Raw genomic sequence first — 21,994 nt, 5'->3', positions numbered from 1 at the left:
ATCGTGGAACTCAACGACGTACGGGCATTGATGGAGAGTCAACTCAAGCTGTCCCGCGATCTCAAAGCGCGCGTGCGGGAACTGGAGGCGGCACGGCACGCCCCGCTGGCCGTGGTCGGGACCGCACTGCGGCTGCCCGGCGGTCTGACCACCCCGGAGGGTTACTGGGACTTCCTGCTCGGCGACGAGGAGGCCCTGTCCGAGATCCCCGAGGACCGTCCCGGTCTGCGGGCGGTGTACGACGAACGGCAGGACCGCCCCGGTACCTCCTACGTGAACCGCGGTGGCTTCCTGTCGGACGTGGCGGACTTCGACCCGAACTTCTTCGCCATCTCGCAGCGCGAGGCGGACGCCCTCGACCCCCAGCAGCGCCTGCTGCTGGAGACCGCGTGGGAGGCGATGGAGCGGGCCGGTATCCCGATCCGCCGTCAGGAGCGTCTGAACGCGGGCGTCTTCGTCGGCATCATGACCGCCGACTACATCAACCGGCTGGGCGGCCAGGACGACCGGACGGGGATCGACCCCTATTACGGCACCGGGGGCGGCCACTCCATGGCCGCCGGCCGCGTCAGCTACGCGCTGGGGCTCTCCGGTCCCGCCATGAGCGTGGACACGGCCTGCTCGTCGTCGCTGGTGGCGCTGCACATGGGGGCCAGGAGCCTGCGCGCCGGGGAGTGCCGTTACGCCCTGGTCGGCGGTGCGAACATCTTCTTCTCCCCCGATCTGATGGTCTCGCTGTCCCAGAGCAAGGCGCTCGCGCCGGACGGCCGTTCGAAGGCGTTCCTGGACTCCGCCGACGGCTACGGCCGTGGCGAGGGCGCCGGGATGGTCGTCCTCATGCGGCTCGCCGACGCCGAGAAGGAGGGCCGTCCCATCCTCGCGGTGCTGCGTGGCAGCGCCGTCAACCACGACGGGGCGTCATCCGGTCTGACGGTGCCCAACGGGCCCGCCCAGCAGGAGGTCATCCGGGCCGCGCTCGCCGACGGCGGGCTGGCCGCCGAGGACGTCGGCTATGTCGAGGCCCACGGCACCGGCACCGCCCTCGGCGACCCGATCGAGGCGGGAGCGCTGGACTCGGTGCTCGGCAGCGGCGCGGCCGGCCGGCGGACACCGCTGGCCATCGGCAGCGTCAAGGCCCGGATCGGGCACCTGGAGAGCGCGGCGGGCATCGCGGCCTTGATCAAGGTCGTCCTGATGCTGCGCAACAACCGGATCCCGGCGAGCGCCCGCGCCACCGACGGCGCCCTCAACCACCTGATCCCCTGGGACCGTCTGCGGCTCACGCTGCCCCGCGTCGCCCAGGACTGGCCCGGGGGTCCCGAGGGGCCCGCGCGGCGGGTCGCGGGGGTCAGCGCCTTCGGCATGAGCGGCACCAACGCCCACGCCCTGCTGGAGGCGTACGAGCCCGGCGCCCCCGGGGCGTCCCCGTCCGGCACGGGCACCGAGCTGCTCACGCTCACGGCCAGGCACCCGGACAGCCTCAAGGCCCTGGCCGACACCACGACGTCGTATCTCACCGGGATCGACCCGGCACACCTCGCGTCCGCGTGCGCGACGCTGCGCGACGGCCGGGTCGCCTTCGAGCACCGGATCGCCGTCACAGGACGGACCCCCGCACAGCTCGCCGAGCGGCTCATGGCGGCGGCTCAGGCGTACGGCGCGCCCTCGGCGCGGGCGGCCGTGACGAGCGTACGGCTGCGCTTCGGCCCGGAACGGGAGCCGCTGGAGAAGGGCCTCGCCGCGCTCCTGAGCGCCTGGCCGGCGCTGGCTCCCACCGAGGAGCGGGCCCCGGTGAGTGATCCCCCGGTGAGTGATCCCCGGACCGGACTGCGGCTGCTGCTCCGGCGGTTCGGGCTGCGCGTCACCGAGGACACGGCCGTCGCGTCCCGCGCCGCCGAGGCGGAGTGGGGCGGCCGGGCTCTTCCGCTGCTGACCGACGACGCGGACGCGGCGCCGGGACTGCTGCTCGACCTGCTCGCCGAGCTGTTCCGCGCCGGTGCGGACCTGCGGTTCGACGGGCTGCGCGCGCCGGGGACCCCGCACGCGGGCGACCTGCCGACCTACGCGTTCCGCCGCAAGCGGTGCTGGATCGACGAACCGGTCCCCGGACCGGCGGCGGCCACCGCCGGGCACGCCGGCGTCCCCGAGGAGGCCGGCGCGGGCCCCGACCGGCAGGCGATCACCGGCTTCCTCCTCACGGAGCTGAAGAAGGTGATGCGCGCGGACGAGGATCTGGACCCGGCTCTGACCTTCCTGGACGTCGGCGGCGACTCCTTCACGGCGATGCAGCTCACGATGAGCATCGAGGAGCGGTACGAGATCGAGGTGCCTCTCGACGAGTTCGTGATCGATCTGCCGCTGGCCGAGCTGTTCGAGCGGCTGAGCGACTACATCGCCCGGACCCGGGGAGAGGCGCCCGCCGTGGAGCAGGAGGTCGGCGCGTGAGCCCGTTCGTCCGTCCGCGCCCCACCGTCGATCCCTCGCTGCGGGTCTTCGGTTTCCACCACGCCGGCGGTTCCGCCGCCGTCTATCACCCGATGAACCGCGTGTTCCCGGCGGACTGGGAGCTGCTGCTCCTGGATCTGCCGGGCCGGGGCAAGCGCCATGGCGAGCGGCCCCTGGAGAGGCTGGACGAGGTGGTCGCCCGCGCGGTGGCGGACATCGAGCCATGGCTCGACGGCGCACCGGTGGCGCTGTTCGGCCACAGTTTCGGCGCGCTCGTCGCCCTGGAGGTCGGCCGGGCCCTGGAGCGCGAGGGGCACCCCCCGATCTGGGTCGGTGTCTCGGGGCGGGTGCCGCCGAGCCACCAGCCGGTGACCCGGCTCTCGGCGCTGGACGACGAGGGGCTGATGCGGGAGATGGTCGCGATGGGCGGCATGCCGGAACGCGTCAGCGAGATACCGGAGTTCGTCGAGCGTTTCCTGCGGATCATCCGTTCCGACCTGCGCGCGGCGGAGTCGTACGAGCCGGCGCCGGACCGGGTCCCGCTGTCCTGTCCCCTGACGGTCTTCTGCGGCACCGACGACGCGTGGGCCGCGCCGTCCGCCATGTCCGGATGGTCGCGGGAGACGCGGTACGAGCCCCGCCGGGAGGTGTTCCCGGGCGGCCACTTCTATTTCCTGGGGGCCGCCCTGGAGGGCTTCGCCCGCACGGTGACCGGCGAGATCCGCGCCGTCGCCGCCATGGCCGGGAACTGACGGCGGGGGCGCGGACAGGTGAGGAAGATCGTCGCGTTCATCGACGAACAGCCGTGCGGCCTGGCGGCCGTACGCCGGGCGCTGCCCCTGGTGCCGGACGGGGCGATGCTCCTCGTCGCTCTGATCACTCCACGGGTGCCGCTCCGGACGGCCCTGTCGTGGTCGCAGGGACTCTGCCTCCCGGACCCCCGGGACGAGAGTGTGACGGGAGCCTTCAAGGAGGTCGCCGCGCTCCTCGCGCCGACCGCCCTTCCGTGGGACTTCTCGGAGTACTTCCGCCCCGGCGCCGGGGCGGGGGCGCCCGCCCTGGCCGTCTCGGTACGGCACGGCGGCGGCCTGGTGCACGGCCTCGGCCGCGCGGCGGGCCGTGTCGAACGGTTCGCGTACGCCTGTCATCCGGACAGTCCCCGCCTCGTCGTCTCCTGCGACCACGGCGGCGGGCCGACCGTCCCGCGAGAGGTGGCGAGCGTCTTCGAAGCGTGACGAACGGATGCGCGGACGCGCCCGGGGGGCGCCGCCTCCCGCGCGGCGGGCGGGAGCACGAACAGCGGCGGGCGGGAGCACGGGACCGGCCGGTCAGGGGGCGGGGGCACGCGCCCCCGGGCCGGGCCGGTCCGCCGCCCCGGTGCCCACCCGCCGTCCGGCGGCCCCCGGCGGCCGGGTACCTTCGATGGCGTGTACCGCTTCCTGTTGTCCCGGCAATGGGTGATCCTCACCCTCCTCGCCCTCGTGCTCATCCCCGTGATGGTCGAGCTGGGTTTCTGGCAGCTTCACCGGCACGAGCACAAGGTCGCCCAGAACTCCCTGATCTCGGACAACCTCAAGGCGAAGCCCGTCCCGGTCACGGAGCTGACCTCCCCAGGGCACACCGTCCCGCGCGCCGACTACTGGCGCCGCGTCACCGCCACCGGCAGGTTCGACCCGGCCCATGAGATCGTCGTACGCCGCAGGACCTCCAGCGACGACCAGGTCGGCTACCACGTCCTGATCCCGCTGATCCTGGCCGACGGCCGCGCGGTCATCGTCAACCGGGGCTGGATCCCCGCCGACGGCGACCAGCACGTCTTCCCGGCCATCCCGCCCGCCCCCCGGGGCGTCGTCACCATCACCGGCCGCCTCAAGGCCGACGAGACGTCGGCGGCCAGCGGCATCAAGGACATCCGGGATCTGCCGCCCCGCCAGGTCATGCTGATCAACAGCGAGCGGCAGCGGGAGTCCCTGGGCCGTACCGTCCTCGGCGGTTACGTCGAGCTGACCTCTCCCGTACCGCCCGGTGGCTCCCCCGAGCAGATCGTCGACCCCGACGACAGCTCGATCGGCCCGCACATGGCGTACGCCGTCCAGTGGTGGCTGTTCGCCGCCGCGGTGCCCGTCGGCTGGGTGATTCTCGTACGGCGGGAGAAGCGCGAACGCCGGGCGGCCGAGCGGGCCGGCGCCCCCGGTCCCGAGCCGGAGCCCGTGCCCGCCGGCGCTCCCGCCTGACCACCTGCTTAACGGCCCGGTGGTGCGGGAACAGGCCCATCGTGACCCAACGCATCGAGGACTACGCACTCATCGGCGATCTCCAGACCGCCGCCCTGGTCGGCATGAACGGTTCCATCGACTGGCTGTGCCTTCCTCGCTTCGACTCGGCGGCCTGCTTCGCCGCGCTGCTCGGCGACGAGGACAACGGCCACTGGAGGATCGCCCCCACCGGTGCGGGCGACTGCACCCGGCGCGGCTATGTGGGTGACTCGCTGGTGCTGGAATCCGTCTGGGAGACCCGCACCGGGACCGTCAAGATCCTCGATTTCATGCCGCAGCGCGACATCGCCCCCGACATCGTGCGGATCGTGGAGGGCGTCAGCGGCTCGGTGGAGATGGCGGCCACGCTGCGGCTGCGCTTCGACTACGGCTCCGTCGTGCCGTGGATGCGCCGATCGGACGGTCACCGGGTCGCCGTCGCGGGCCCCGACTCCGTGTGGCTGCGCAGCGAGCCGCACGTCAAGACCTGGGGGCAGCACTACTCGACCTGTTCGTCGTTCACCGTCGAAGCGGGCGAGCAGGTCGCCTTCGTCCTCACCTGGCACCCCTCGCACAAACCGCGCCCGGCCCTGGTCGATCCGAACGAATCGCTGGCCCAGTGCCTGGAGGACTGGGAGGTGTGGTCGGCGCGGTGCCGCTACGAGGGCCCGCACCGCGCCGCCGTCATGCGCTCCCTCATCACGCTCAAGGCGCTCACCTACGGCCCGACCGGCGGTATCGTCGCCGCCCCCACCACCTCCCTGCCGGAGGAGCTGGGCGGCGTACGGAACTGGGACTACCGCTACTGCTGGCTGCGTGACTCCACGCTGGTGCTGGGGGCGCTGCTGTCGGTCGGGTATCTGGAGGAGGCGGCGGCCTGGCGTGACTGGCTGCTGCGCGCGGTCGCCGGTGACCCGGCCGATCTGCAGATCATGTACGGCCTGGCGGGTGAGCGACGGCTGGCGGAGACCGAGCTGCCCTGGCTGGGCGGCTACGCGAACTCCGCGCCCGTCCGCACCGGCAACGAAGCGGTCGAGCAGCTCCAGCTCGACGTGTACGGGGAGGTCATCGACTCCTTCCACGTGGCGCGGACGGCGGGCCTCTCCGGCGAGCCGCACGCCTGGAGTCTCCAGCTCAGCCTGCTCGGCTTCCTGGAGTCGAAATGGCGGGAGCCGGACGAGGGGCTGTGGGAGGTACGCGGGCCCCGGCAGCATTTCGTGCACTCCAAGGTGATGGCGTGGGTCGCCGCGGACCGGGCGGTGAAGACCCTGGAGGCCGATCCGTCGCTCGGTGGCGATGTGGCGCGGTGGCGGGCGATGCGGGACGAGGTGCACCGGGAGGTGTGCGAGAAGGGGTTCGACCCGGTGCGGAACACCTTCACCCAGTCGTACGGCTCCACGGAGCTGGACGCGGCGACCCTGCTCATCCCGCGCTTCGGTTTCCTGCCGCCGGACGACCCGAGGGTCATCGGCACGGTCGACGCGGTCCAGCGGGAACTGGCGCGCGACGGATTCGTCCGCCGTTACAGCACGACGGGCCCCGCGGTGGACGGGCTGCCGGGCGACGAGGGGACGTTCCTGGTCTGCTCGTTCTGGCTGGCCGACGCGCTCCACATGACGGGGCGCAAGGAGGAGGCCAGGGAACTCTTCGAGCGGCTGCTCGCCCTGCGCAACGACGTCGGGCTGCTCTCGGAGGAGTACGACCCGGTGGCGCGGCGCCAGCTCGGCAACTACCCGCAGGCGTTCAGCCACATCGGCCTGGTGGTCACCGCGCTGACCCTGGCCGGGGAGGACGGGGCGGGCGCGGTGGGCACGGCGGGATAGGACCACGTGCCGGGGCCGGGACAGCGCTCCCGGGCCGGGGCCCGGGCCCGGGTCCCGGCCCGGGAAAAGGGACGGGGCGAGGCGGGCGGGAGGAAGTCCCGCGCGGCGCCCGCCCCACCCCGCCCGCCCCGGTTCCTCAGCTCACCCGTTCCGCGCTGTGCTTCGCCGCCCGCATGCGGATCTCCGACGGCAGCGCCTCCAGCCCCGCCGACTCCCGCGCATGGGCCAGCGTCTCGCCCGTGAGGCGGTTCAGCGCGTCCCCCGGGGCCACGTGCGACTCCAGGTGGAGGCGGACGCGGGTGGCCGGCGCGCGGCGGTGGCCGGTGAGCCGGACCCGGGCGCGGGCCACGCCGTTCAGCGCCGCCGCCTCGCTCTCCAGCACGCCTTCCAGCGCGCTCCCGCGCAGCACGACACTCTCCCCGTCGTGGCTGTCGACGAGCACCTCCGTCAGCCTGGCCCGCCGCAGTTGGGACAGCAGCCACCACAGGGTCAGGACGACCACGACCGCGAGGGCCGCGATGACGACCGGCCACCACCAGCCGTCGTGGCGCCAGCGGATCCGGTTCCCGCGGCTCAGCAGTACGTCGTGCGGCCCGCTGTACGGCCACCACGACGGCACCGCCCAGCCGAGCCCCTGCGCGAGGAGCACGCCGCCCGCGCAGAGCAGCACCAGGCCGATGAGACACAGCAGCACACGGTTGACGACCCGGGTCTTTCCGCCCGTTCCGGCCATGCCGTCACCCCTTCTTCGCGGGCCGGCGGACGCGCACCGACAGGGACGGTGGTCTGGCGAGGCCCAGTTCGCGGATGCCGTTGCCCAGCGCCTCGTCCAGGTCGGCCCGTACGTCGTCGAGCGCCCGGAAGTGGGACTGGGCGTGTGCCTTCACCTTGCGGCGCCCCGCCCGTACTTTCACGGACTGCACCCCGGACACCTCCATGGCCCGGTCGCGCAGCGCCAGCGCGGCGGCGTCCCGGTCCAGCCCGGCCTGTACGTGCGCGGAGTCGCGCCGCATCGAGAGCACGGCGCGCAGTCCGGGTGTGAGGGCGAACAGGATCAGCCAGACCCCGAGAGCCATCGCGACGGCCGCGGCCACCAGCATCCAGGTCTCGTCGAGGGGCTGTCGGGCCAGTTCCCCGGCGAGCTCGCGGCGCCAGTCCATCGCACGGTGGCCGGCCCGCACCGCCGCGATGTCGTACAGCAGCAGTCCGGCCGCGCCGAGCACGACCAGTGCCACCAGCGCGGCCGGGACGCGGCGGGCCGACCAGAAGCGGCCGGCCCGGCCGCCCCCGCCGTCCGCCGGCGCTCCGGCGGTGTACCGCGTGGCGGAGGAGAGCCGGTCCTGTTCGAGCACGCCGCCCCGGTCGTCGCCCTGCGCCGGGTGCGCTCCGCCGGCCCCGGGTTCGCTCATCGGATCCTCCCCCGCGCCGCGGCGCGCGAATGGACGGAGTGCAGCCGCTCGACCTGTACCGCCACTTCGGGTACTTCCATGCCCGTCAACGTACGTACCCGCTGCGCGACCTGCTGCCGCACCGCGCCGCACCGGGCACCGATGTCGCAGGGGTAGTCGAGTTCGACGCCGACCCGTACCCGCGCGCTGTCGCGGTGCACGCTGACCGTGGCGTGCGGGGTGGCGCCGCCTTCCGGTACGCCGTTCAGCGCTTCCCGCGCCGCCTGCGCGGCGATCTTCGCGACGACCCGGTCAGCGATCGTGGTCGCCCCGCGTTCGGCCGCCGCCACCCGGTCACCGGCCATCCGGGGTCACCGCCGCCGGTCGTAGCGGTCACGACCACGGTCGCGGTCACGGCCGCGGAAGAAGTCGCCGGGTTCCAGGTCGCCGTCGAGGAACCGCCCGGCCACAAAGCCGATCACGCCCAACGCCGCCACCAGCACGAAGGCTCCGAAACCGCCGAAATACCCGGCGAATCCGAGCGCCATACCGGCCACGAGGCCGATCACCGCCATGTTCATGTGCGCTCCTCTTCCCGCTCCTCTTCCGCTCCTGGTCAGGTGCGGCCGTTACTGGAGCCGTGACTCGGATCCGTCGTCGTCCTGCTCGTCGGGCAGCCTGACGTCGCTCACCGCGATGTTGACCTCGACGACCTCCAGGCCCGTCATCCGCTCGACGGCGGAGATGACGTTCTCCCGGACCTCGCGGGACAGGTCGGTGATCGAGACGCCGTAGTCGACGACGATCTCCAGGTCGAGCGCCGTCTGCACCTCGCCGACCTCGGCCTTGACGCCCTGGCTGACGGACTTGCTGGTACCGGGGACCCGGTCGCGTACGGCGCCGAAGGTCCGGGAGACCCCGCTGCCCATGGCATGTACGCCGAACACGTCCCGGGCCGCCAGGCCGGCGATCTTCTCGACCACGCCGTCGGCGATGGTGGTGCGCCCCCGGGAACCGGGATCGCCGCCGCCGCGCTTGACGGGCGTCCTCCTCCCGTCATCGCCGGACAGGTCCCTGTCGGAGGACTCGGACTGACCACGGGGTGCTGTTTCTGACATCGCCATTCATCCCTTTCCGGGCGGTGATGGACTCCTTCGCACACATTAGGTGTGCTTGCCCGTCCCCGCGTCACGGATACGGCAGGGTGGAGCGATGACGACTGCGCACAGCACCGACGGTTGGACGGCTGCGGTACGGCAACGGCTCAGCGTGGGGAGGCTGCTGCCGCTGGGCACGGCGGCGGACGGGACCTGGCTGGCGGAGCGGGCCGCGGCGTCGGAACTTCGGTGTGTCGCCGCCCGGGTGCCGGGCGCCGCGCTCGGCCCGCTGCGGCTCGGTCTCGTGGACCCGGATGCCGCCGGGGCGCCCGCCGCCCCGCTCCCGCCGAGCGCGCTGCCGCCGGGCCAGCTCCGGATCGAGGGGGACTTCGCGGCGGAGCCGGGCGAGCCGCTGCAGGCTGTCGCGGAGCGGCTGCGCGGCGTGCTGTTCGACTGCGCGGTGGACCGGCTGGGACTGCTGGTGGCGGAGGTCGATCTGCGGGTGACCGCGCTGCTGGACCGGGCCGACGCGGCGGAGAAATCGTCGGCACCCACTGGGCCGATGGAGGTAGAGCCCGCGGCGCCGCAGGGGGAAGCGGCGCTCGCGGCGGCGGTGGTCCCAGGGGTGGCGTGCCTGACGGAGGCCCTGGGCAGCGCACTGGTCGTCGCGGCGGACCACGTCTCGGTGGAGCTGGCGACGGCGGCGGGGTACCGCCCGCTGGAGGTGGCGCGGGTGGTACGGGAGACCGTCGCCGCGTCCCTGCCGGGAGCTCCCCCGGTGGCCGTACTGATCACGGCGGTGGGCGTGACCACCCGCAGGCGGTGAAGCGGGGGCGGCCCTTGCGGCGCACCGCACCGGACGCCCCGGGCCGATCCACGAAGATCCGCCGGACAGGACTAGTCGGCGAGGCCCGCCAGGTCGCGCAGGCGACGGGCCTGGGCGGCGCGCTCGGCCGCGCGCTGGTCCTCGAAGGAGCGCCCGGCGGCGCCCCGGAGCAGCGCCTTGGTCTCGATCACCGCGTCGCGCGGCGCGGCGAGCAACGCCGCCGTCAGATCACGCACCGCGGGGTCGAGCTCGTCCGGGGGCACCACCAGGTTGGCGAGTCCGGTGCGCTCCGCCTCGTCGGCCTCGACGAAGCGGCCGGTCACACACATCTCCAGCGCGCGGGCGTAGCCGACGAGCCCCACCAGCGGGTGCGTGCCGGTGAGGTCGGGGACCAGGCCGAGGCTCGTCTCCCGCATGGCGAACCGCACGTCCGAGGCGACGACCCGGAGGTCACAGGAGAGGGCGAGCTGGAAGCCCGCCCCGATCGCGTGCCCCTGGACGGCCGCGACCGACACGAGGTCGTTGCGGCGCAGCCAGGTGAACGCGTCCTGGTACCCGGCGATGGCCGCGTCCAGCTCCGCGTCGGAACCCCGGGCGAGATCGAGGAAGGACGGCTCTCCGTCGAACCCCTCGGGGCTGAAAGCCTGCCGGTCGAGACCCGCGGAGAAGGATGTTCCCTCACCGCGCAGCACCACGACCCGCACAGTGCCCGGCAGTGACCTTCCGGCTTCCGACAACGCCCGCCACAGAGCGGGAGACTGAGCGTTGCGCTTGGCCGGATTGGTCAGTGTCACCGTGGCGACCGCGTCCTCGACGGTGAGCCGCACGCCGTCCTTGTCGAGTACCGATACGAGCGAAGTCATGCGGCGCCTCCGGTGCGGGCAGTCAGGGCAGCGAGCCAAGTGACTGCACAGTAACCACCCGGCCGGTCAGGTGACCGACCGGGTGTCCACTGTCCGAACCGGTGGCGGGCGAAGCCATACCGGGCTGTCAGGCCGAAGCGGCCTTCTTGCCTCTCGTGGCCCCGCCGCGTCCCCGCAGCGTGACGCCGGACTCGCTGAGCATCCGGTGAACGAATCCGTAGGAGCGTCCGGTCTCTTCGGCCAGCGCCCGGATGCTCGCGCCGTTGTCGTACTTCTTCTTCAGGTCTGCCGCGAGCTTGTCACGCGCGGCGCCGGTTACCCGGCTGCCCTTCTTCAGAGTCTCGGCCACCCGTGCCTCCTCTATGGGAAGTGCGCTCTGGACTTCTCATGATCACCCCTCCCGGGCGTCCTGGCCACCCATTCGGCAAGGTCCGTACGACAAGGTTCGGCGTACTTCAAGGTCCGAGCGCGTCCGGAATTCGCCATTCCGGAGAGGGCTCCGGCCGCACACGACCGGGACCCCGGCCGAAGTGCCAGGTCAGAGGCGTACCGAAGGCGCAGGCGCGCATCATGGCCGGAGCGGCCCGACAGGCCGCGCGGCACGCCGGGGGTACGAGACGCCCTCACTCAGATGAAGGATCACTCCTGAGCCGAATGATCCATACGGAGTGGATCACCGGTTCCCGGAGCGGGCCGCCGGGCCGGCGGTCAGGAGAGCCGGGCGGCCGGGCGAGCACACGATCAGGAGGCCGGCGGTCAGGCGAGCGCGACGAGATCCGCGTAGTCCGCGCCCCAGAGGTCCTCGACCCCGTCCGGCAGCAGGATGATCCGCTCCGGCTCCAGCGCGTGGACCGCTCCCTCGTCGTGGGTGACGAGAATGACCGCGCCCTTGTACGTACGCAGCGCGCCCAGGATCTCCTCGCGGCTGGCCGGGTCGAGGTTGTTCGTCGGCTCGTCGAGCAGCAGCACATTGGCGGAGGAGACGACCAGGGTGGCGAGCGCCAGCCGGGTCTTCTCGCCGCCGGACAGCACGCCTGCGGGCTTGTCGACGTCGTCCCCGGAGAAGAGGAAGGAGCCCAGCGTCTTGCGGACCTCGACGAGATCGAGGTCCGGCGCGGAGGAGCGCATGTTCTCCAGGACGGAGCGCTCGGGGTCGAGGGTCTCGTGCTCCTGGGCGTAGTAGCCGAGCTTGAGGCCGTGGCCGGGGGTCACCTGGCCGGTGTCCGGCGTCTCGACCCCGGCCAGCAGCCGGAGCAGCGTGGTCTTGCCCGCGCCGTTGAGGCCGAGGATGACGACCCGGGAGCCCTTGTCGATGGCGAGATCCACATCGGTGAAGATCTCCAGGGAGCCGTACGACTTCGACAGGCCCTCGGCGGTCAGCGGGGTCTTGCCGCAGGGCGCGGGCTCGGGGAAGCGCAGCTTGGCGACCTTGTCGGACACCCGCACCTGCTCAAGACCGGACAGCAGCCGCTCGGCGCGGCGGGCCATGTTCTGGGCCGCGACGGTCTTGGTGGCCTTGGCGCGCATCTTGTCGGCCTGCGAGTTCAGGGACGCGGCCTTCTTCTCCGCGTTGGCCCGCTCACGCTTGCGGCGCTTCTCGTCGGCCTCGCGCTGCTGCTGGTACAGCTTCCAGCCCATGTTGTAGACGTCGATGTGGGAGCGGTTGGCGTCCAGGTAGAAGACCTTGTTGACGACCGTCTCGACCAGGTCGACATCGTGGGAGATGACGATGAAACCGCCCCGGTACGTCTTGAGGTAGTCGCGCAGCCAGACGATGGAGTCCGCGTCGAGGTGGTTCGTGGGCTCGTCGAGGAGCAGGGTGTCGGCGTCCGAGAAGAGGATGCGGGCCAGCTCCACGCGGCGGCGCTGACCACCGGAGAGCGTGTGGAGGGGCTGGCCGAGGATCCGGTCGGGCAGGCCGAGCGCGGCGGCGATGGTGGCGGCCTCCGCCTCGGCGGCGTACCCGCCCTTGGTAAGGAATTCCGTCTCCAGGCGCTCGTACTTCTTCATCGCCTTCTCGCGGGTGGCGCCCTGTCCGTTCGCCATCCGGTCCTCGTTCTCGCGCATCTTCTTCAGCACGGAGTCGAGGTCGCGGGCGGACAGGATGCGGTCGCGGGCGAGGATGTCGAGGTCGCCGGTGCGCGGGTCCTGCGGCAGATAGCCGACCTCGCCGGAGCGGGTGATGGTGCCGGCGGCGGGGATCCCCTCACCCGCGAGGCACTTGGTGAGGGTGGTCTTGCCGGCTCCGTTGCGGCCGACGAGACCGATGCGGTCGCCCTTGGCGATACGGAACGAGGCGGACTCGATGAGGACGCGGGCGCCGGCGCGCAGCTCGACACCGGTTGCGGTGATCACGGAAAGACTCCAGGGCGGTATGGACGGCGGAAGAGGGCAGGCGGAGGAGATTCTTCGACGCCGGCTAATGCACAAGGAGAAATGCCATAGGGGTCAGTCTAGTGCCGCTCCCGGCAAGCTTTGCCCCGGCGGCGGACATTGCCGGTCACGGCACCGGCCGGGCCGCGCGACCGCTGTCGCCGGCCGGTGCCGAAGGCGGCGGGACGTCACCCGGCTGTTGTCAGCGGCCGGTGCGAGACTGAGATCCAGGTCACAGTCGGCTCCCTGAGAGGGTGATCAGCATGGCCGGAACACCGCCCGGAACACCGCCCGGAACACCGGGTACCGGCGCACCGAGCATCTGTCCGTCCTTCCTGTACGAGGACGCGAAGGCCGCCATCAGGACGCTCAGGGACGCCTTCGGCTTCACCGAGGTGGCGGTGTACGAGGACGACGGAGGCCGGGTGACGCATGCCGAGCTGTCCTACGGCAACGGCATGGTGATGCTGGGCTCGAAGGGCCGGGAGGGCGTATTCGCCAGGGTCATGGCGGACGGGGGCCCGGTGGGGGTCTATGTGGTGGTGGAGGACACCGACGCGCATCACGCGCGGGCCGTGGAGCACGGTGTCGAGATCCTGATGCCGCCCAGGGACCAGGAGTACGGCTCCCGGGACTACATGGCGCGCGACGCCGAGGGCAACGTGTGGAGCTTCGGGACGTACGCACCGGGCGCGGGTTCCTGAGGCGGGGCCCGTCCCGGCCCTCCCTCAGGAACCCGCGCGGCCGGGCGGGTCAGCTGCCTCCGGTGTGCACCTGGAACGCCGCCCGGCGGACCGCCTTGGCGAGGGCGGGATCCGGGTGCGCGGCGGCCAGCGCGACCAGGACCTGGACGGTCCGGGGGTGGCCGATGGCCCTGACCTCTTCGAGCAGGGCGGGCACATTGCCCTGCACGGCGGAGTCCAGGTGGCGTACGAGCAGGTCGCTCTCGCCGTGGTCCGCGACGGCGGCCGCGGTGTCCACCCAGAGCCAGGTCGACTCCTCGCGGGTGAGGACCTCGGCGGCCTCGTCGGGGTCGGCTCCCTCGTACTCCGCCAGCCAGATGAGGGCGTAGGGGCGCAGCGAGGCGTCGTCCACCGCCGCGCGTACACCGGCCTCGGCGGGGGCGCCGACGACGCGCAGCGCGTCGAAGGCGAGCCCGCGCAGGAGCGCGTCCTCACCCCGGGCGACGGCGAGCAGTTCGGTGACCGCGCTGCCGACGGTGCGGGCGGCGAGCCAGGCACGGTATTCGGCGCGGGCGGGCCCCGGGGTGAGGCCCGCGCAGCCGCGCAGCATGTCCTGCGCGTTCTGCTCGATGTTGCCCGCCGGGCTCTGCGCGGCGACGCAGATCTGCTCCAGCTTGACCCACACCGCCCAGTTGCCGAGCGGGGTGAGGGTCGCCTGGCCCTCGCCGAGGGTCAGCGCGCCGACGGATGCCAGGCCCTCCAGGGCCCAGTCGAGCAGCGGCGGAAGAGGCACGTCGACCGGTTCGGGCGCGGGATCGGGAGCGGGCTCGGGGGCGGCCCCGGACGCGGGCTCGGTGGCGCCGTCCCCGGAGCCGTCCGGCTGGAGCCCGTAGGGGACCTCGCAGCGCTCCTCGTGCAGTTCCGCCACCCGCTGGCGCAGCAGGTCCAGCAGCGCCGGTGCGAGCACCGGTCCGGCCGAGAGCTGCAGCAGGGAGAGCACCTGGGGCACGGCCTCGACGACCTCGGCGACCGTCGCCGGGGCGACGTCGGCGGGGGCGGGGTGGACCAGCGACCAGGCGTCGAAGAGCGCGACCCAGCCGCGCAGCACGGCGCTGTCGTCGCGGTCCCATGCCTGGAGCCGCCAGCCGGGCCGCACGGTGCCGCCGTGCAGTTCGACGAGTCCGGCCAGCCGGGCGCGGTCCCAGCCCGCGAGTACCTGCTCGGGGGTCAGTTCCAGTGCGGCCCCCGCCCGTTCCCGCGCGGGAACGGGGAGCGGACCCGCTCCGGGGTCGCGGTCGACGGCCGCCCAGCGGGCCATGCGTACGGCATCGGCGAGCACCTCTCTCGCCTGACGGGCCAGCTCCGCGGGGGGCGGAGTGCCCTCGGGCGGCCGGGGGGCCGGCCGCCCGCGCCCATCGCTTACGGCCCGTCGGGCCGTGGCCAACGGCCGTGAGCGGACGAGTCGGAGTCTGGAGTTGCGCGCCAATTGCTCATCAGGCTTTCGGGACGTCACGGGGGCAGTCTTCCCGCTGACCGCCCGAAAGCCCAAACGGAACGTGTTCCGTCGCTGCCGGAAGAGCGGAGGCGCCCCTCCGGCGGAGGCCGCGCGGGAGGCGACGAGGGGCCGGAAATGCCTGCTGAGGCGCTACATCAGGGGGGTGAGGAAGCGCCTCAGAGCCTCTTCGTACCCGGCAGGGTCGACGTTCCACATCGCCGCGTGCGGAGCGCCCCGCACGGTGTGGAGACCGATCAGGTCCGGACGCCGGGCCGCCAGTGCGCGGGCGGGTTCCCACGACGCGAGGGTGTCATCGGGGCCGTGGAAGATGAGCGTGGGAATCAGGGGGGCGCCGTGGCCCGCTCCCGCACCGGGCCGGCCGCCGCGCAGCCCGTTCCTGCTCTGGGCCGCCCTGCCCTGGGCCGCCCTGACCGCGAGCGGCAGCAGCGGCGCGGGGACGCGGCGGGCGGTGGCCAGCGCCCGCAGGGTGGCCTCCCACTCCAGCACCGGCGAGTCGAGCACCAGCCCGGAGACACGGGCGGCGAGCGCGGACTCGGCCGCGGCGTGGAGCGCCATCGAGGCGCCGGTGGACCAGCCGTAGAGGATCACGCGCTCCGCGCCGTAGCGCACCGCGTAGCGGATGGCGGCGTCGAGGTCGCGCCATTCGGAGTCACCGAGGTGACCGAGGCCGTCCGGGGAGCGAGGGGCGCCGGCGTCGCCCCGGTAGGCGAGGTCGAGCACGGGGAACTGCCGGCCGGCCAGGAATCCCATGAGGTTCATGGGGTGCTCGCGGGTGGTGCCCAGGCCGTGCACGGTGATCACCCAGGTGTCCCGGTGCCCGGGCACGAACCACGCGGGGAGGGGGCCGAGCTCGCCGGGGATCTCCACGTCCTTGTGGTCGAGGCCGAGGGCGACGGCGGGGGTGCCGCTGTACACCTGCGGAGTGAGGTGTACCCGGGTGCCGGGGGTGAGCCTGCCGTAACTGACGCGTTCCAGCCGCCGTACGACGGTGTCGGCGGGGCGCGCCACCCCGGCCTGTACGGGCCCGACGACGGCGTGGACGCCGCGCCCTTCGAGGCCGTACGTGCCGGGTCGCAGTGACGCCAGGCTGCGGGTCAGGGTGACCTGTCCGGCGGCCGTGGCGTGCACGGTGAGGCGGGGATCGCCGGGCAGGGGGCGCCCGGGCGATGCCTTGAGCGCGGCATCGCTGGCGTACCGGCCGGCCGCGACCGCGGCCGCGCCGACACCGATGAGTGTGGAGACGGCAGCTGCCGTCGCTGTAGCCGGGCGCACGCTCTCAGTGTCGGCGCGGCCGGCCGTTCCGGCCAGCGGGCGGGGGCCGTCAGGGGACGGACCGGCCGTGCGCCGGTGCCACGGCTCAGGTCTGGCCGTAGCCCCTGAGCTTCTTCCCGGCCTCGTCCAGCTGTGCCCCGGTGAGCAGCGTGGGCGTCCGCCCCGGGACGGAGGCGGCGGCGAGCCAGAGACGGCACATCCATTCCAGCTGGGCCGTGCGGTCGTACGCCTGGGCGAGGGTGTCGCCGTAGGTGACGGTTCCGTGGTTGCGGAGCAGGCAGCCGGTGCGCCCGCGCAGCGCGTACAGCAGGTGCGCGGCCAGTTCGTCGGAGCCGTACAGCGCGTACGGGGCGACCCGGACGGGGCCGCCGAGGGCCGCCGTCATGTAGTGGATCGGCGGCAGCTCGGACACGAGGGTGGAGACGGCGGTGGCGTGCACGGCGTGGGTGTGGACCACGGCGGTCGCGGAGGTGTTCCGGTAGACGGCGAGATGCAGCGGCAGTTCGCTGGTGGGCACGAACTCGCCGAGGACCCGGCGGCCGTCGAGATCGACGGCGAGTGCGTCCCCGGGGGCGAGCCGGTCGTAGGGCACGCCGCTCGGCGTGACCAGGACCAGGGGGCCGACGCGTACGGAGACGTTGCCCGAGGTGCCGACGACGAGCCCTTCCGCCGCCGTCCTGCGGGCGGTGGCCACGAGGTCCTGCCAGGCCTGTTCGATCGCGTCCCGCGACGGCTCTCCGGTCATGCGGCGATCTTGTCAGCCGGCCGGCGATCTTGTCAGCCGGCCGTGCCCGGCGGAAGCCGGCTCGGGCTCCGGGGGGCTCCGGCTCCGCTTCCGGAGAGGGCGGCCCGGTCCCCGGACGGAGCGAGCGGGTGGGAGCGGCGCGGAAGGATAGGTGAATTCAGCGGCGGAGGGGCGATTCCCGGACGACATGAAAATGACATCTGGGTGACATCACACGTGACAAACCCCATGAGTCACCGCACATACGTGCTCTGTTCATCTTCCGTTCATTCTGACTCCCTACGTTCACCGAGCCACTGACGTCGAACGATTGCCTGGGTACATGGAGCACATGACGCTGCTGCTCGCGATAGTGATCGCGACGGCTCTCGTGTTCGACTTCACCAACGGTTTCCACGACACCGCCAACGCGATGGCGACGACCATCTCGACCGGCGCCCTGAAACCCAAGATCGCGGTGGCCATGTCGGCCGTCCTGAATCTCGTCGGCGCGTTCCTGTCCGTCGAGGTCGCCAAGACGATCTCCGGCGGGCTCATCAATGAACAGGGCATCCGGACAGAAGTGATCTTCGCGGCGCTCGTCGGCGCCATCCTGTGGAATCTCTTCACCTGGCTGCTCGGCCTGCCGTCGAGCTCCTCCCACGCACTCTTCGGCGGCCTGATCGGCGCCACCCTGATGTCCGTCGGATCCTCCGGGGTCAACGGCGGTGTCGTGATCACCAAGATCCTGATCCCCGCGCTCGCGGCGCCCCTCGTCGCGGGCCTCGCGGCCCTGCTCGCCACCCGGCTGACGTACCGGATCGGCCGGGGGACGGACGAGAAGGCCACCGCCAAGGGCTACCGCGCCGGGCAGATCGCCTCCGCCGGTCTCGTCTCGCTCGCCCACGGCACCAACGACGCGCAGAAGACCATGGGCGTCATCACGCTCGCGCTGGTCACCGGGGGCGTCCTCGCCCCCGGCTCCAATCCTCCCCTGTGGGTCATCGTCTCCGCCGGTACGGCGATCGCGTTCGGTACGTATCTCGGCGGCTGGCGGATCATCCGCACCATGGGCGCCGGCCTCACCGATCTCCGGCCGCAGCAGGGCTTCGCCGCCCAGACCAGCGCCGCGACCGTCATCCTGGCCTCCTCGCACCTGGGCTTCTCGCTCTCCACCACGCAGTCCGTCTCGGGCGCCGTGATGGGCTCCGGCCTCGGCCGCAAGGGCGGGGTGGTCCGCTGGTCGACCGCGACCCGGATGTTCATCGCCTGGGGCCTGACCCTGCCCGCCGCGGGCCTGGTCGCCGCCGGCGCGGAGTTCCTGACCCGCCAGGGCAGCTGGGGCGTCGCGGCCGTGGCCGTCCTGCTCGTCGCGGCCTCCGGCGGGATCTGGCTCGCCTCGCGCCGCCGTCCGGTCGACCACACGAATGTCACGGAGACCGGCGGCCCGACCGCACCGGTGGCGGCCGCCGTCACCGCCGTCGCCCCGCCGCCCGTGGCAGCCGCCGGCGGCGCGCAGGACCTCCCGGCCGCCGACCCGGCACGACCCGTCAAGACAGCGGCTCCGGCAGCTGCCCCGGCACCCACCCCGGTAAAGGAACAAGCCGCATGAACATCGACTGGGCGGCTCTCGGCTCCGTCTTCGGCGTCAGCCTCGTGGCCACGATCGGGCTCGTCGGCCTGTTCACCCTGGGCATCGTGGGTCTCGCCAAGCGGGACTCCGCGTCCGGGCGGGGCGCCGCCGGCCCCGTGGTGGCACCGGCCCGTATCGGCGCCTACGCCTGCTTCGCCCTGTGCGCGGCGGCCGTGGCGTACGGGATCTATCTGATCGTCGCCTGACCCGGCCACCGAACGCGTGCCGTGTGGGGCGCGGCACACTGTCCCGTCGCAGGTCAGAGGTGAGTTGACGGTGTTCGCGGAGCGTGGTGGACTTCCGGGGCCATTTACGGAGGCAGAAGAGGAAGCCGGTGCGAATCCGGCGCGGTCCCGCCACTGTCACTGGAGGCCTCGTCCCCCAGGAGCCAGGAACTCTCGCCGCCGCATCACGTCGAGCCGGGGCGCGGACCCTGAGTGAGGACATGTCGCCATGCCTGGCTGGGGTTCAGCCGCCGAGCGGATCTTCGCGTACGGCGCCACCGCCGGCCTCCTCGCCGACCGGATGTTCGGCGATCCACGCCGGGGGCATCCGGTCGCCGCGTTCGGTACGGCCGCGGGGGCTGTCGAGCGGACGCTCTGGCGCGACCACCGCGGGTGGGGCGCACTGCACACCCTGGTCTGCGCCGGTGGCGCCGCCGGGGCCGCGGCGCTCGCCGCCCGGGGGGTACGCGACCGCCCCGCCGCCTCCGCCGTCCTGACCGCCGCCGCCACCTGGGCCGTCGTCGGCGGCACCTCACTGGGCCGGGAGGCACGGGCCATCGGCGGGGCGCTCACCGCCGGGGACATCGAGCGGGCCAGGCGGCGGCTGCCGCATCTGTGCGGACGCGACCCCCAGGCCCTGGACGGGCAGCAGATCGCCCGCGCCGTCGTGGAGTCCGTCGCCGAGAACACCTCCGACGCCGTGGTGGGCGCGCTGGTGTGGGGAGCGGTCGCCGGGGCGCCCGGTCTGGTGGCGTTCCGCGCGGTCAACACGCTGGACGCGATGGTGGGTCACCGGTCCGCCAGGTACCGCCGGTTCGGCTGGGCCTCGGCCCGGCTCGACGATGTGGCCGGCTGGCCGGGGGCCCGGCTGACCGCCGCCCTGGCGGTGCTGGCGGGCGGCCGTCCGCGCGGAGCCGTACGGGCGCTGCGGCAGGACGCGCACCGGCATCCGAGCCCCAACGCGGGCCCGGTGGAGGCGTCGTTCGCGGGCGCGCTGGGCGTACGCCTCGGCGGGACGCTGACTTACGGCGGCCGGGTCGAGCACCGGCCGGTGCTGAACGGCGCGGGGCGGCCCGTCGAGGTCGCGGACATCGAGCGGGCCGTACGGCTGTCGCGCCGGGTGAACACCCTCGCGCTGGCGGTCTGTGTCACGGGCCGGTTCGCGTACGGCGCGCTGCGGCGTGCCCGTGCGGCGGGTACGTCCGGAAGCGGGAAGGAACGCCGATGAGGCTGATGGGTCGGGGCGCGCCCGGCGGTGGCCTGCTGATAGCGGGGACCACCTCGGACGCCGGGAAGAGCGTCGTCACGGCGGGCATCTGCCGCTGGCTGGTACGCCAGGGGGTGAAGGTCGCGCCCTTCAAGGGCCAGAACATGTCGCTGAACTCGTTCGTGACGCGCGAGGGCGCGGAGATCGGCCGGGCCCAGGCGATGCAGGCGCAGGCGGCCCGTGTGGAGCCGTCCGCGCTGATGAATCCCGTTCTGCTGAAGCCGGGCGGTGACCGCAGCAGCCAGGTGGTGCTGATGGGGCGGCCGGTGGGCGAGATGAGTGCGCGCGGCTTCTTCGGCGGGACCGGGGCGTCCCCCGGGAGCACACCGCACGGGGGGCGGGAAGCCCTGCTGGCGACCGTTCTGGAGTGCCTGGAGGAGCTGCGGAGCACGTATGACGCCGTGATCTGCGAGGGGGCCGGCAGCCCGGCCGAGATCAATCTGCGCCGTACCGACATCGTCAACATGGGCATCGCGCGGGCCGCGCGGCTGCCGGTGGTGGTGGTCGGGGACATCGACCGGGGCGGGGTCTTCGCCTCGTTCTTCGGGACGACCGCGCTGCTGAGCCCCGAGGACCAGGATCTGATCGCGGGTTATCTCGTCAACAAGTTCCGGGGCGACGTGTCGCTGCTGGAGCCGGGTCTGGAGATGCTGCGCGGGCTGACCGGGCGGGCCACGCTGGGCGTGCTGCCGTTCCGGCACGGTCTGGGCATCGACGAGGAGGACGGGCTGCGGGTCTCGGTGCGCGGCGCCGTCCGCGAGTCACCGGCGTCCGCCCCGTACGGCGAGGACGTGCTGCGGGTCGCGGTCTGCGCCGTACCCCTGATGTCCAACTTCACGGACGTGGACGCGCTGGCGGCCGAGCCGGGGGTCGTGGTGCGCTTCGTGGACCGGGCCGAGGAGCTGGCCGACGCCGATCTGGTGGTCCTGCCGGGCACCCGCGGCACGGTCAAGGCGCTGGCATGGCTGCGGGAGCGCGGGCTGGCCGACGCGATCGTCCGGCGGGCCGCCGAGGGGCGTCCCGTGCTGGGCATCTGCGGCGGCTACCAGATCCTGGGCGAGCACATCGAGGACGAGGTGGAGTCGCGGGCGGGGGCCGTGGCGGGTCTCGGCCTGCTGCCCGTGCGGGTCAGGTTCGACCGGGAGAAGACCCTGGCCAGGCCGGCCGGGACGGCCCTCGGCGAAGCCGTCGAGGGGTACGAGATCCATCACGGCGTCGCGGAGGTGCGCGGCGGCGAGGCGTTCGTCTCGGACGAGCGGGGAACGCCGCTGGACGGTTGCCGGGTGGGGGCCGTCCAGGGCACGCACTGGCACGGGGCGCTGGAGAGCGACGCGTTCCGGCGGCGGTTCCTGACGGAGGTGGCGCGGGCGGCCGGCCGGCGTTTCGTCCCGGCGCCCGACACGAGCTTCGGAGCGCTGCGCGAGGAGCAGCTCGACCTGCTCGGCGACCTCATCGAGGAGCACGCCGACACGGACGCGCTGCTGCGTCTGATCGAGGAGGGGGCCCCGGCCGGGCTGCCCTTCATCCCGCCGGGGGCGCCATGACGACCGTCGAGGCGCGTCGGCCGCGTCAGCCGCGTCAGCCGCGCGGGACGGTACAGCCGTG

At 73.2% G+C, this 21,994-nt stretch carries 22 protein-coding genes and 1 riboswitch; of the genes, 11 read left to right on the top strand and 11 right to left on the bottom strand.

Going from position 1 to position 21,994, the window contains the following annotated elements; genetic code table 11:
• Positions 1 to 3 precede the first annotated feature (3 nt).
• The 5 genes from ACIBAE_RS24905 to ACIBAE_RS24885 all read left to right on the top strand — a co-directional run bounded on the left by ACIBAE_RS24905 (position 4) and on the right by ACIBAE_RS24885 (position 6,523).
• A complete protein-coding gene (locus ACIBAE_RS24905; protein ID WP_399289446.1) occupies positions 4 to 2,445 on the top strand; it encodes a beta-ketoacyl synthase N-terminal-like domain-containing protein in 2,442 nt (813 codons plus the stop codon).
• Positions 2,442 to 3,197, top strand: a complete 756-nt coding sequence (locus tag ACIBAE_RS24900) for a thioesterase II family protein (RefSeq protein ID WP_399289444.1) — start codon at positions 2,442 to 2,444, stop codon at positions 3,195 to 3,197. The genes ACIBAE_RS24905 and ACIBAE_RS24900 overlap by 4 nt, the downstream gene beginning before the upstream one ends.
• 18 nt (positions 3,198 to 3,215) lie before the next feature.
• A complete protein-coding gene (locus ACIBAE_RS24895) occupies positions 3,216 to 3,680 on the top strand; it encodes a hypothetical protein (RefSeq protein ID WP_399289442.1) in 465 nt (154 codons plus the stop codon).
• Between the two features lie 192 nt (positions 3,681 to 3,872).
• On the top strand, positions 3,873 to 4,679 hold the full coding sequence (locus ACIBAE_RS24890) for an SURF1 family protein (protein ID WP_399289440.1): 807 nt from the start codon (positions 3,873 to 3,875) through the stop codon (positions 4,677 to 4,679).
• 41 nt (positions 4,680 to 4,720) lie between these two features.
• Entirely contained in the window at positions 4,721 to 6,523 is a 1,803-nt protein-coding gene (locus tag ACIBAE_RS24885) for a glycoside hydrolase family 15 protein (protein WP_399289438.1), read from the top strand.
• A 136-nt stretch (positions 6,524 to 6,659) separates the two neighbouring features.
• Here ACIBAE_RS24885 and amaP read toward each other — a convergent pair whose 3' ends face one another.
• The 5 genes from amaP to ACIBAE_RS24860 are packed head-to-tail and all read right to left on the bottom strand — an operon-like array spanning position 6,660 to position 9,029.
• On the bottom strand, positions 6,660 to 7,256 hold the full coding sequence (gene amaP / locus ACIBAE_RS24880; protein ID WP_399289436.1) for an alkaline shock response membrane anchor protein AmaP: 597 nt from the start codon (positions 7,254 to 7,256) through the stop codon (positions 6,660 to 6,662).
• A 4-nt stretch (positions 7,257 to 7,260) separates the two neighbouring features.
• A complete protein-coding gene (locus ACIBAE_RS24875) occupies positions 7,261 to 7,932 on the bottom strand; it encodes a DUF6286 domain-containing protein (RefSeq protein ID WP_399289434.1) in 672 nt (223 codons plus the stop codon).
• Positions 7,929 to 8,276, bottom strand: coding sequence for an Asp23/Gls24 family envelope stress response protein (locus tag ACIBAE_RS24870; protein WP_399289432.1), 348 nt, complete (start codon positions 8,274 to 8,276; stop codon positions 7,929 to 7,931). The genes ACIBAE_RS24875 and ACIBAE_RS24870 overlap by 4 nt, the downstream gene beginning before the upstream one ends.
• 6 nt (positions 8,277 to 8,282) lie before the next feature.
• A complete protein-coding gene (locus ACIBAE_RS24865; protein WP_399289430.1) occupies positions 8,283 to 8,492 on the bottom strand; it encodes a hypothetical protein in 210 nt (69 codons plus the stop codon).
• Between the two features lie 48 nt (positions 8,493 to 8,540).
• Positions 8,541 to 9,029, bottom strand: a complete 489-nt coding sequence (locus ACIBAE_RS24860; RefSeq protein ID WP_399289428.1) for an Asp23/Gls24 family envelope stress response protein — start codon at positions 9,027 to 9,029, stop codon at positions 8,541 to 8,543.
• A gap of 94 nt (positions 9,030 to 9,123) precedes the next feature.
• Here ACIBAE_RS24860 and ACIBAE_RS24855 point away from each other — a divergent pair, with 94 nt between their 5' ends.
• A complete protein-coding gene (locus ACIBAE_RS24855; protein WP_399289426.1) occupies positions 9,124 to 9,834 on the top strand; it encodes a hypothetical protein in 711 nt (236 codons plus the stop codon).
• A 71-nt stretch (positions 9,835 to 9,905) separates the two neighbouring features.
• Here ACIBAE_RS24855 and ACIBAE_RS24850 read toward each other — a convergent pair whose 3' ends face one another.
• The 3 genes from ACIBAE_RS24850 to ACIBAE_RS24840 form a co-directional block, all read right to left on the bottom strand.
• Positions 9,906 to 10,697, bottom strand: a complete 792-nt coding sequence (locus ACIBAE_RS24850; RefSeq protein ID WP_399289424.1) for an enoyl-CoA hydratase/isomerase family protein — start codon at positions 10,695 to 10,697, stop codon at positions 9,906 to 9,908.
• Between the two features lie 127 nt (positions 10,698 to 10,824).
• Entirely contained in the window at positions 10,825 to 11,046 is a 222-nt protein-coding gene (locus tag ACIBAE_RS24845; protein ID WP_030753304.1) for a helix-turn-helix domain-containing protein, read from the bottom strand.
• 407 nt (positions 11,047 to 11,453) lie between these two features.
• Positions 11,454 to 13,052 carry an ABC-F family ATP-binding cassette domain-containing protein gene (locus ACIBAE_RS24840; protein WP_399289422.1) on the bottom strand — a complete coding sequence of 533 codons (1,599 nt, stop codon included), beginning with the start codon at positions 13,050 to 13,052 and terminating at the stop codon, positions 11,454 to 11,456.
• Positions 13,053 to 13,333: 281 nt separating this feature from the next.
• On the opposite strand from ACIBAE_RS24840, the gene ACIBAE_RS24835 reads away from it, so the two are divergent.
• Positions 13,334 to 13,774, top strand: a complete 441-nt coding sequence (locus tag ACIBAE_RS24835) for a VOC family protein (protein ID WP_399289420.1) — start codon at positions 13,334 to 13,336, stop codon at positions 13,772 to 13,774.
• 49 nt (positions 13,775 to 13,823) lie between these two features.
• Here the strand turns inward: ACIBAE_RS24835 and ACIBAE_RS24830 are convergent, their stop codons facing one another.
• The 3 genes from ACIBAE_RS24830 to ACIBAE_RS24820 all read right to left on the bottom strand — a co-directional run bounded on the left by ACIBAE_RS24830 (position 13,824) and on the right by ACIBAE_RS24820 (position 17,286).
• Positions 13,824 to 15,266 carry a hypothetical protein gene (locus ACIBAE_RS24830; RefSeq protein ID WP_399289417.1) on the bottom strand — a complete coding sequence of 481 codons (1,443 nt, stop codon included), beginning with the start codon at positions 15,264 to 15,266 and terminating at the stop codon, positions 13,824 to 13,826.
• Between the two features lie 132 nt (positions 15,267 to 15,398).
• Entirely contained in the window at positions 15,399 to 16,541 is a 1,143-nt protein-coding gene (locus ACIBAE_RS24825) for an alpha/beta hydrolase (protein ID WP_399289415.1), read from the bottom strand.
• Positions 16,542 to 16,626: 85 nt separating this feature from the next.
• Positions 16,627 to 17,286 carry a class II aldolase/adducin family protein gene (locus tag ACIBAE_RS24820; protein WP_399289413.1) on the bottom strand — a complete coding sequence of 220 codons (660 nt, stop codon included), beginning with the start codon at positions 17,284 to 17,286 and terminating at the stop codon, positions 16,627 to 16,629.
• Positions 17,287 to 17,608: 322 nt separating this feature from the next.
• Between ACIBAE_RS24820 and ACIBAE_RS24815 the strand changes: the two genes are divergently transcribed.
• From ACIBAE_RS24815 to ACIBAE_RS24800, 4 genes are all read left to right on the top strand, one after another.
• Positions 17,609 to 18,877 (top strand): anion permease, encoded by a 1,269-nt coding sequence (locus ACIBAE_RS24815; RefSeq protein WP_399289411.1) that lies wholly within the window; start codon positions 17,609 to 17,611, stop codon positions 18,875 to 18,877.
• Positions 18,874 to 19,104, top strand: a complete 231-nt coding sequence (locus ACIBAE_RS24810) for a hypothetical protein (protein WP_399289410.1) — start codon at positions 18,874 to 18,876, stop codon at positions 19,102 to 19,104. The genes ACIBAE_RS24815 and ACIBAE_RS24810 overlap by 4 nt, the downstream gene beginning before the upstream one ends.
• Positions 19,105 to 19,174: 70 nt before the next feature.
• Positions 19,175 to 19,319, top strand: a riboswitch (cobalamin riboswitch).
• A gap of 32 nt (positions 19,320 to 19,351) precedes the next feature.
• Complete coding sequence (locus ACIBAE_RS24805) at positions 19,352 to 20,350, top strand: cobalamin biosynthesis protein (protein WP_399289407.1); 999 nt, start codon at positions 19,352 to 19,354, stop codon at positions 20,348 to 20,350.
• On the top strand, positions 20,347 to 21,933 hold the full coding sequence (locus tag ACIBAE_RS24800) for a cobyric acid synthase (protein ID WP_399289405.1): 1,587 nt from the start codon (positions 20,347 to 20,349) through the stop codon (positions 21,931 to 21,933). Before ACIBAE_RS24805 ends, ACIBAE_RS24800 begins: the two co-directional genes overlap by 4 nt.
• Positions 21,934 to 21,994: the final 61 nt, after the last annotated feature.

It is taken from the genome of Streptomyces sp. NPDC051569 (assembly GCF_044454085.1).
Taxonomy (GTDB): domain Bacteria; phylum Actinomycetota; class Actinomycetes; order Streptomycetales; family Streptomycetaceae; genus Streptomyces.
Note: the sequence above shows the minus strand (reverse complement) of the source record. Positions and strands in the feature narration are given on the sequence as shown.

Bases quoted from the DNA above. Each gene is read 5' to 3' on its own strand.
- ACIBAE_RS24810 (WP_399289410.1), top strand. From the start codon at position 18,874: ATGAACATCGACTGGGCGGCTCTCGGCTCCGTCTTCGGCGTCAGCCTC.
- ACIBAE_RS24820 (WP_399289413.1), bottom strand. From the start codon at position 17,286: ATGACCGGAGAGCCGTCGCGGGACGCGATCGAACAGGCCTGGCAGGAC.
- ACIBAE_RS24815 (WP_399289411.1), top strand. From the start codon at position 17,609: ATGGAGCACATGACGCTGCTGCTCGCGATAGTGATCGCGACGGCTCTC.
- ACIBAE_RS24875 (WP_399289434.1), bottom strand. From the start codon at position 7,932: ATGAGCGAACCCGGGGCCGGCGGAGCGCACCCGGCGCAGGGCGACGAC.
- amaP (WP_399289436.1), bottom strand. From the start codon at position 7,256: ATGGCCGGAACGGGCGGAAAGACCCGGGTCGTCAACCGTGTGCTGCTG.
- ACIBAE_RS24855 (WP_399289426.1), top strand. From the start codon at position 9,124: ATGACGACTGCGCACAGCACCGACGGTTGGACGGCTGCGGTACGGCAA.
- ACIBAE_RS24805 (WP_399289407.1), top strand. From the start codon at position 19,352: ATGCCTGGCTGGGGTTCAGCCGCCGAGCGGATCTTCGCGTACGGCGCC.
- ACIBAE_RS24870 (WP_399289432.1), bottom strand. From the start codon at position 8,276: ATGGCCGGTGACCGGGTGGCGGCGGCCGAACGCGGGGCGACCACGATC.
- ACIBAE_RS24850 (WP_399289424.1), bottom strand. From the start codon at position 10,697: ATGACTTCGCTCGTATCGGTACTCGACAAGGACGGCGTGCGGCTCACC.
- ACIBAE_RS24865 (WP_399289430.1), bottom strand. From the start codon at position 8,492: ATGAACATGGCGGTGATCGGCCTCGTGGCCGGTATGGCGCTCGGATTC.
- ACIBAE_RS24860 (WP_399289428.1), bottom strand. From the start codon at position 9,029: ATGTCAGAAACAGCACCCCGTGGTCAGTCCGAGTCCTCCGACAGGGAC.
- ACIBAE_RS24835 (WP_399289420.1), top strand. From the start codon at position 13,334: ATGGCCGGAACACCGCCCGGAACACCGCCCGGAACACCGGGTACCGGC.
- ACIBAE_RS24800 (WP_399289405.1), top strand. From the start codon at position 20,347: ATGAGGCTGATGGGTCGGGGCGCGCCCGGCGGTGGCCTGCTGATAGCG.